8 protein-coding genes are annotated in these 6,857 nt (G+C 73.7%); 1 reads left to right on the forward strand and 7 read right to left on the reverse strand.

Features of this window, described 5'->3' with window-relative positions:
* Nucleotides 1-15: 15 nt before the first annotated feature.
* Genes AB0K12_RS31180 through AB0K12_RS31190 form a run of 3 tightly spaced genes read right to left on the reverse strand, consistent with a single transcriptional unit; the run spans nt 16 to nt 2,178 of the window.
* Nucleotides 16-216, reverse strand: coding sequence for a hypothetical protein (locus AB0K12_RS31180; RefSeq protein ID WP_355428185.1), 201 nt, complete (start codon nt 214-216; stop codon nt 16-18).
* Nucleotides 213-1,187 (reverse strand): WYL domain-containing protein, encoded by a 975-nt coding sequence (locus AB0K12_RS31185; protein WP_364569023.1) that lies wholly within the window; start codon nt 1,185-1,187, stop codon nt 213-215. The genes AB0K12_RS31180 and AB0K12_RS31185 overlap by 4 nt, the downstream gene beginning before the upstream one ends.
* Nucleotides 1,188-1,215: 28 nt before the next feature.
* A complete protein-coding gene (locus tag AB0K12_RS31190; protein ID WP_364569025.1) occupies nt 1,216-2,178 on the reverse strand; it encodes a WYL domain-containing protein in 963 nt (320 codons plus the stop codon).
* A gap of 38 nt (nt 2,179-2,216) precedes the next feature.
* Here AB0K12_RS31190 and AB0K12_RS31195 point away from each other — a divergent pair, with 38 nt between their 5' ends.
* Nucleotides 2,217-3,311: a DUF3866 family protein gene (locus AB0K12_RS31195; RefSeq protein WP_364569028.1), complete on the forward strand. Its 1,095-nt coding sequence runs from the start codon at nt 2,217-2,219 to the stop codon at nt 3,309-3,311.
* On the opposite strand, the gene AB0K12_RS31200 is transcribed toward AB0K12_RS31195, so the two are convergent.
* The 4 genes from AB0K12_RS31200 to AB0K12_RS31215 all read right to left on the reverse strand — a co-directional run bounded on the left by AB0K12_RS31200 (nt 3,242) and on the right by AB0K12_RS31215 (nt 6,673).
* The gene (locus AB0K12_RS31200) at nt 3,242-3,736 is read right to left on the reverse strand and encodes a DUF3291 domain-containing protein (protein ID WP_364569031.1); all 495 of its coding nucleotides are present in this window, start codon (nt 3,734-3,736) and stop codon (nt 3,242-3,244) included. The genes AB0K12_RS31195 and AB0K12_RS31200 overlap by 70 nt on opposite strands.
* A 63-nt stretch (nt 3,737-3,799) precedes the next feature.
* Nucleotides 3,800-4,477, reverse strand: a complete 678-nt coding sequence (locus AB0K12_RS31205) for a helix-turn-helix domain-containing protein (RefSeq protein WP_364569034.1) — start codon at nt 4,475-4,477, stop codon at nt 3,800-3,802.
* Nucleotides 4,478-4,661: 184 nt separating this feature from the next.
* On the reverse strand, nt 4,662-5,639 hold the full coding sequence (locus tag AB0K12_RS31210) for an FKBP-type peptidyl-prolyl cis-trans isomerase (RefSeq protein WP_364569037.1): 978 nt from the start codon (nt 5,637-5,639) through the stop codon (nt 4,662-4,664).
* Between the two features lie 101 nt (nt 5,640-5,740).
* Nucleotides 5,741-6,673 (reverse strand): FKBP-type peptidyl-prolyl cis-trans isomerase, encoded by a 933-nt coding sequence (locus AB0K12_RS31215; protein ID WP_364569040.1) that lies wholly within the window; start codon nt 6,671-6,673, stop codon nt 5,741-5,743.
* Between the last annotated feature and the right edge of the window lie 184 nt (nt 6,674-6,857).

The following is a 6,857-nucleotide window of genomic DNA, read 5'->3' on the forward strand; positions in this document are numbered from 1 at the left end:
AGCGAGTTGCCTCTTTCAGCCACGATCGTACGCTGCCCGGGGCGTGGTCTCACCCCCCTGGCCGGTCAATCTGGCCCGCCGCGGCTCAAGCTGGGCCTGCGCCTCGGCCACTTCCCTTCTCAGAGTACGTGCCGCCGCCACGACGCGAGCACCGGCCACCGCCAGCACAGCCAGCCCGGCCACGCCGATCGCGACGGACAAGAAGATCCAGGTCATGACCGGTGAGCGTACAACGCCAGCGCCCGCTCGGCCTCCTCGCGCACGGTTTCGGCCATCGCGGGCGGCGAGACGACCCTGCCGGTGTCGCCGAGGCGCAGCGCCAGTTTCAGGATCCAGTCCTCGTCGCGGGCTCGCAGCGCCACCCGCAGCCGGCCCTCGCCCAGCTCGGTGACCTGCTCGCACGGGTAGTACTCGGCCACCCACCGCCCGGCGGCGCTCAGCTCCAGCTCGACCAGCTCGTCGGTGGGCGAGGGCCGGAACACGCCGTCGGTCACGTCGCGCGGCTCCGCCTCCGCGGGCGGGTCGGCGGGCACGTCCAGCACCTCGACGCCGAGCACCCGGTCGAGGCGGAACAGCCGCATCGCCTCGGCCCGGTAGCACCAGCCCTCCAGGTAGGCGCGGCCGTCCACGACCAGCACCCGCATCGGGTCGACCTCGCGCGGCGTCACCTCGTCGCGGCCCGGCACGTAGTAGCGCAGCGACAGCCGGCGCCCCTTGGTGAGCCCCTCACGCACGCGGGGCAGCGCGTCGGGCGCGGCGTCCACGTCCACGGCGACCTGGCTGCTGACGGTCGCGGCGCCCTCGCCCGCGGCCCGCTCCAGCTTGGCCATCACGCGCGGCAGCGCGTCGGGCACCCCGCCCTCGGGCAGGGCCAGCTCGGGCCTGGCGGCCAGCGTGCGCAGCGCCACCAGCAGCGCGCTGGCCTCGTCGATGCCGAGCCGCAGCGGCCGCGCGATGGTCTCGGCGTTGTCGATGAGGATCTCGCCGCCGTCCCACGACACGTCGATGAGGTCGCCCGGGGTGTGGCCGGGCAGCCCGCACATCCACACGAGCTGCAGGTCGTCGATGAGCTGCTTCTCGCTCAGCCCGAACACCGCCGCCACCTCGCCGACCTGCGCCCCCGGGTGCGACATCAGGTACGGCACCAGCGCAAGCAGCCGCGGCAGCCGATCGGCGGACCCGCTCATTCCCGTTCCCCCTCGTCCAGACGCCCGCTCACGCCAGCGCTCCCTTCAGGCGGCAGATGACGGCCTCGCGCGCGTCGGGCGGCCCGACGACCTCGACGTCGGAGCCCAGGCTGGCCATCCACCCGGCCAGCCGCTCGGCGTCGGAGAAGACCAGCTCGGCCTCGTCCCAGCCGTCGCCGCCCTCGCGTACGGACCTGGCCAGGCGCCGCAGCCCCTCGCACGTCCCCTGCCTGACCCGCACGACGGCCACCCGCTCGTGGCTCGGCTCGTCGGGGAAGGCCACCATGGCCCGCAGATCGACGTCGGCGGGCACCTCGACCACGCCGGGCCGGCCGACGGCCGTCACCTGGCCGGTGATCCGGCTGAGCCGGAAGGCGCGCGGCGCGTCCCTGTCGCGGTCGAACCCCGCGAGGTACCAGCGGCCGCGCCTGCTGACCACGCCCCACGGCTCGACGGTGCGGCTGCGCACGGTCTCGCTGCCCGACGCCCGGTAGTCGAAGCGGACCACGCGCCGGTCGCGCACGGCGTTCCACAGCGCGGGGAAGGCCGGGTCGCGGGTGTCGACGCGCAGCTCCAGCGCGCTGCCGCCCATCGAACCGCCGACCGGCTGGTCGGTGGCGACGCCGCCGGCCCGCAGCTTCAGCAGCGCACCCGAGGCGGCCTCGGCCAGGCTGGCGCGCTGCCACACCTGCGCCGCCAGGCCCAGCACGGCCGCCTCGTCGGGCTCCAGCGTGATCTCCGGCAGCTCGTACGACTCCCGCTCGATGCGGTAGCCCGGCTCGTCCTCCCACGGGTCGCGCACCACGTCGATGGGGATGCCGATCTCGCGCAGCTCGTTCTTGTCACGCTCGAACATGCGCTGGAACGCCTCGTCGCCGTCGCGGTCGTAACCGGGGACGGCCTGGCGGATCTGCTCGGCCGACAGCGGGCGCCGGGTGGCGAGCAGGCAGATCACGAGATTGAGCAACCGTTCTGTCTTCCGGCGCGACATCTGCCTCACTCCTCCTTCATCGACGCTACCCTGCCCCCGTGATCAGATGGCGCAAGGGCGAGGTCGTACGGATCCGACGCGAGTGGCCGGGAGCGGTGGAGCTGGACGTCACCGTGCCCGAAGGTGAGTGCCGGGCGCTGGCCTACCCCCCCTTGGTGGGCCGCCCGGAACCCGGTGACGAGGTGCTGCTCAACACGACCGCACTCGCGATGGGTCTCGGTACGGGAGGTTACGCCATGGTGGTGGCCGTCCCGAACCGTTTGCCGGAAGATCCCTCCGGCCCCGGGCACCTGGTGAAGGCCAGGTACACGCCGCTGCAGGCCACGGTGCTGGGCGCGGACGAGCAGGATTCGCCGCATCACGACCTGTTGCGCGAGGCGGACTCCCTCGACGGCATGCCGGTGGTGGTGGCCGACCTGCACTCGGCGCTGGCCCCCGTCCTGTGCGGTCTGTACGAGGCCGAGCATGGGGCCCGGCAGGGGATCCGGGTGGCGTACGTGATGCAGGACGGCGGCGCGCTGCCGGCGTGGTTCTCGATGGCGGCCGCCCGGCTGCGCGAGATCGGCTGGCTGGCCGGGACCGTGACGGTGGGGCAGGCGTTCGGCGGCGACGTCGAGGCGGTCACCGTGCACACCGGGCTGCTGGCGGCCCGCCACGTGCTGGAGGCCGACGTGGCGATCGTCGCGCAGGGCCCCGGCAACCTGGGCACCGGCACCCGGTGGGGCTTTTCAGGGGTGTCGGCGGGCGAGGCGGTCAACGCGGCGGGCGTGCTGCTCGGGCGGCCGGTGGCGGCGCTGCGGGTCAGCGAGGGCGACCTGCGCGAGCGCCACTACGGCGTCTCCCACCACTCGCTGACCGCCTACGGCAGGGTGGCGCTGTCGGCCGCCGACGTGCCGGTGCCGATGCTGCCGGGCGAGTTCGGGGAGCGGGTCAGGGACCAGGCGGAGCTGCTCGCCGTACGGCACCGGCTGGTCCCGGTCGAGGTGGACGGCCTGTACGAGGCGCTGCGCGAGTCGCCGGTGCGGCTGTCGACGATGGGCAGGAGCCTCGATGAGGACCTGGCCTACTTCCTGGCCTCGGCGGCGGCCGGCAGGCTGGCGGCGGCGCTGCTGGGGCGGCCCTCCGGCGTGTAGGCGTCCTTGAACGTGAACGCCTCGGGGCCGGGCCCGCCGGTCCTGAGGCGTTCCAGCCGTTCCATGCCCTCGGCCAGCGACGGGATCTGCCCGTCGGGCACCCACCACATCACCATGTACGGCTCCACCGCGCGCAGGAACCACTCCCTGCGCCGGCGCAGCACGCCCAGATGCGGGCTGCGGTAGACGTAGTCCCACAGCGACTCCATCGACTCCCACACCGAGAAGTTGATCAGCAGCATGTCGCCGTAGTCGTGCACGACGGTGGCGGTGGGGTCGGTCTCACTCTCCTTGAGCCGCCAGACGAAGCCGGGGGCCGCGTCGGCGAGGGCGTTGATCGGTTCGAGCAGGGCGACGAACTCGGCGAGCCCGGCGCTGTCGATGGGCGCGCGCAGATGGGCGATGTTGAGCTGGGCGAGATGCATGGGCTCAGCTCACCATCGCCGGCGCTTCTATGTCAATATGGGTTTGTTTTAGAAAGGCGAGGATCACGGGAGGTCCGCATCCGGCCCTTCGGGTTCGAGGACGTCGAGCGACACGCAGCACTCGTCCGGCCGCGGGTCCAGCACCGCCCTGCCGGGATCGTCGCCCAGCCCCTCCAGCAGCCCCTGGCACAGCGCCAGGTTCATCGAACACACCAGCAGCGGCTGCTCCCGCGCCAGCACGTGGAACGGGCAGTTGCGCAACCGCAGCCGCCGGCCCTCCGCGTACGGCTCGTAACCCCGCTCGCGCAGCACCCGCTCCACCGGCTCGCCCCTGCGCCCGGCCCCCAGCCGCGCGCCCGCCTGCCTGGCCACCGTCTCCGCCTGCTCCTCGGCGCCCAGCCGCTCCACCACGTCCGCCAGCACCGAGGCCAGCGCCGCGTAGTCGCGCGGCGGCAGGCTCACCGACCGCTCGCCCCGCGCCCTGCGGTAGACCTTCGCCGGCCGGCCGCTGCCCGGACCGCGCTTGTCAGGCCTGCGGAACCCGCTCTCCAGCAGGCCCGCCTCCACCAGCTTGTCGAGGTGGTGACCGGCCAGCGTCCTGGACACCCCCGCCGCCTCGGCCGCCTCACCGCGCCCCACGTCGCCGCCGCTGGAGGCGACCACGTCGTACAGGCTGCGGCGGACGGGGTCGTGCAACAGGGCCAGCGCGTCGAGATCGCCGCCCACGGGCTCGCTACTCACACGCGGAGTCTACGAAAGCCGCCGCTCCACCCGCGTCAGCACGCAGGAGCGGCCGACCTGGTACGCGCCCCCGCCGTACCGCTTCCAGCACGCGTCCTTCTTCAGCACCCGGATGTCGATCCGGCGGAACCGGCAACGCGGACACGATGACGACCGGCGAACGGATCACGCCGAACAGCCTGCCTCAGTAGGCGGCGAGCAGGTCCACGACGAAGACCAGCGTGTCGGAGCCCCCGATGCCCCACTCGGGGCGGCCGGCCGGGCCGTAGCCGTACGCGGGCGGCACCACCATCGCGACCCTGCTGCCCGCCGGCACGCCCGTCAGCGCCTTGTCCCAGCCCTTGATCACGCCGCCGTCGCCCAGCTTGAACGCCTTCGGCCCGCCGCCCGCCCAGGTCGCGTCGAAGACCCGGCCGCCACGCCAGACGGCGCCCGCGTACTGGGTGACCACGAGCTGCCCGGCCTGCGCCGGAGGGCCGTCTCCCCTGCTCAGCACCCCGGCCGTGAACTCCTGCGGCGGCGCGCCGCGCGGCACCGCCAGGGACGGCCTGGGGCCGCCGCCGATCCGCACGCCCGCCAGCGTGCCCGCCCCCGCCCCGACCGTGGCGTCCTTGTGGTGGGCGCCGAGGATGTCCACGACGTAGAACAGCTCCTCCCCCGCCCGCACGCCGCGCGGCGGCGCCGCGCCGAAGGCGTACTCGGGCGGGATCGCCGCGGTCACCCTGCTGCCCACCCTGCGGCCCCGCAGCGCCCGCTCCAGCCCCGGCAGCAGCTCGCCCACCGGGAACGCGGCCGGCGTGCCCCGCGTGAAGCTGGAGTCGACCAGGCGGTTGGCGGCGCCGTCCCACACGTGCGCGGTGTACTGCACGATCGCCACGTCGCCGGCCGCCAGCGGCTCGCCCCCGCCCTTCGTCGGCTCGTCCACCCGCAGGCCCGCCCCGGGCTTCGCGGCGGGGAAGACGATCGTCGGCCGCGCCCCGAACGCGCCGCCCACCTTCAGCTCCTCTGCGGCCCCGCCCGTGCACCCGACGGCCAGCGGCAAGACGACCGCCACGACCGCCACGACCGCCACAGCCCGCAGCACAGCCCGCAGCACGGTCCGTCCGGCCCCGTCGTGAGTCCCGGTCCGCGGCGACGGCTCCCGGATGGCGGCACGGCGCATCGGCCCTCCCACACGCGAAACGGCCCGGTGGCGCCATGCCACCGGGCCTCGCGATGCTACCGGGCCGCCGGTCGGCGGACCGGCGGTTCGCTAAAGACGCATCAGTAGGCGCCCAGGACGTCCACGACGAACACCAGCGTGCTGTTGGCCGGGATGCCCTGCTGCTCCTGGCTGCCGTAGCCCATCTCCGGCGGGATGCTCATCACGACCCGGCTGCCGACCGGCACGTCCACCAGGCCCTTCTGCCAGCCCTGGATCACCTGGCCGAGCGGGAACTCGGCCGGCTCGCCCCGCTCCCAGCTGGAGTCGAACTGCTTGTCGGTGCCCCAGATCTTGCCGGTGTAGTGCACCGACAGCGTCTGGTTCGCGGTCACCTTCCCGCCGGTGCCGGTGATCAGCGTCTTGACGACGAGGTCCTTCGGCGCCTTCTCCTTGGTCTTCGTGGTCAGCGTCGGCGCCTTCTCGCCGCCGGGGTTGACGACCTCGACGCCCTTGATCGACTCCTTCGTCTCCGTGCCGGTGGCCGCCTTCAGCGGCGCCGGCCGGGTGCCGACCACGTCGAACACGAACACCTTCGTCGGCTCCGCGGGAGCCGCCTGCTGCTGCCCCTGCACCGCGTCGTTCGCCAGCACGGCCAGCAGCCGCCCGCCCCCCTTGACCTTGGTGAAGCCCTCCTGCAGCACCTGCGGCAGCTGCTCGTTGACGGCGATCGTCTCCGGCGCCTTCGTGTCGTAGGACGAGCCCTGGACCTTGTTGTCCTTGCCGTCCCAGTTGTAGACGGTCAGGTTCACGATCACGCGGTCGCCCGCCTTGACGCCCGTGCCGTCGCCGGGCTGGATCACCTCGTACGACGACGTGGTCGCGGGCGTGCCGGACGGGAACGTCACCGTGGGCTTCGCCCCCACGTTCCCGGCGACCGTGACGCCGGACGACCCGCCGGTGGAGGCGGTCGTGCCGGAACCGTCGTCGGAGCCGCACGCGGCGGCGAACAAGATCAATGGCACGGCGGCCAGTACGGCCAGAGCGCGGCGCATGGATTTCCCTCGGAAGAGACGTCAGATTCGCGCCACACTACCCGACTCCGGAGTAGGACCGAGGTAAACGGCACCCCACGCCCAGCCCCGGAACCACGCCCCGGAACCACACCGCGGTTCAGGGGCGGGGTTCCGGGGCGGGGGTGCCGGGGGGCCCCCGTGGACCTCCCCGCGCGCCGGCAGC

It is taken from the genome of Nonomuraea sp. NPDC049419, from assembly GCF_040676995.1.
GTDB lineage: Bacteria > Actinomycetota > Actinomycetes > Streptosporangiales > Streptosporangiaceae > Nonomuraea > Nonomuraea salmonea.

What these genes read in the sequence shown, in the direction of transcription:
- AB0K12_RS31180 (WP_355428185.1), bottom strand. Translation starts at nt 216, where the DNA reads ATGACCTGGATCTTCTTGTCCGTCGCGATCGGCGTGGCCGGGCTGGCT.
- AB0K12_RS31185 (WP_364569023.1), bottom strand. Translation starts at nt 1,187, where the DNA reads ATGAGCGGGTCCGCCGATCGGCTGCCGCGGCTGCTTGCGCTGGTGCCG.
- AB0K12_RS31190 (WP_364569025.1), bottom strand. Translation starts at nt 2,178, where the DNA reads ATGTCGCGCCGGAAGACAGAACGGTTGCTCAATCTCGTGATCTGCCTG.
- AB0K12_RS31200 (WP_364569031.1), bottom strand. Translation starts at nt 3,736, where the DNA reads ATGCATCTCGCCCAGCTCAACATCGCCCATCTGCGCGCGCCCATCGAC.
- AB0K12_RS31210 (WP_364569037.1), bottom strand. Translation starts at nt 5,639, where the DNA reads ATGCGCCGTGCCGCCATCCGGGAGCCGTCGCCGCGGACCGGGACTCAC.
- AB0K12_RS31215 (WP_364569040.1), bottom strand. Translation starts at nt 6,673, where the DNA reads ATGCGCCGCGCTCTGGCCGTACTGGCCGCCGTGCCATTGATCTTGTTC.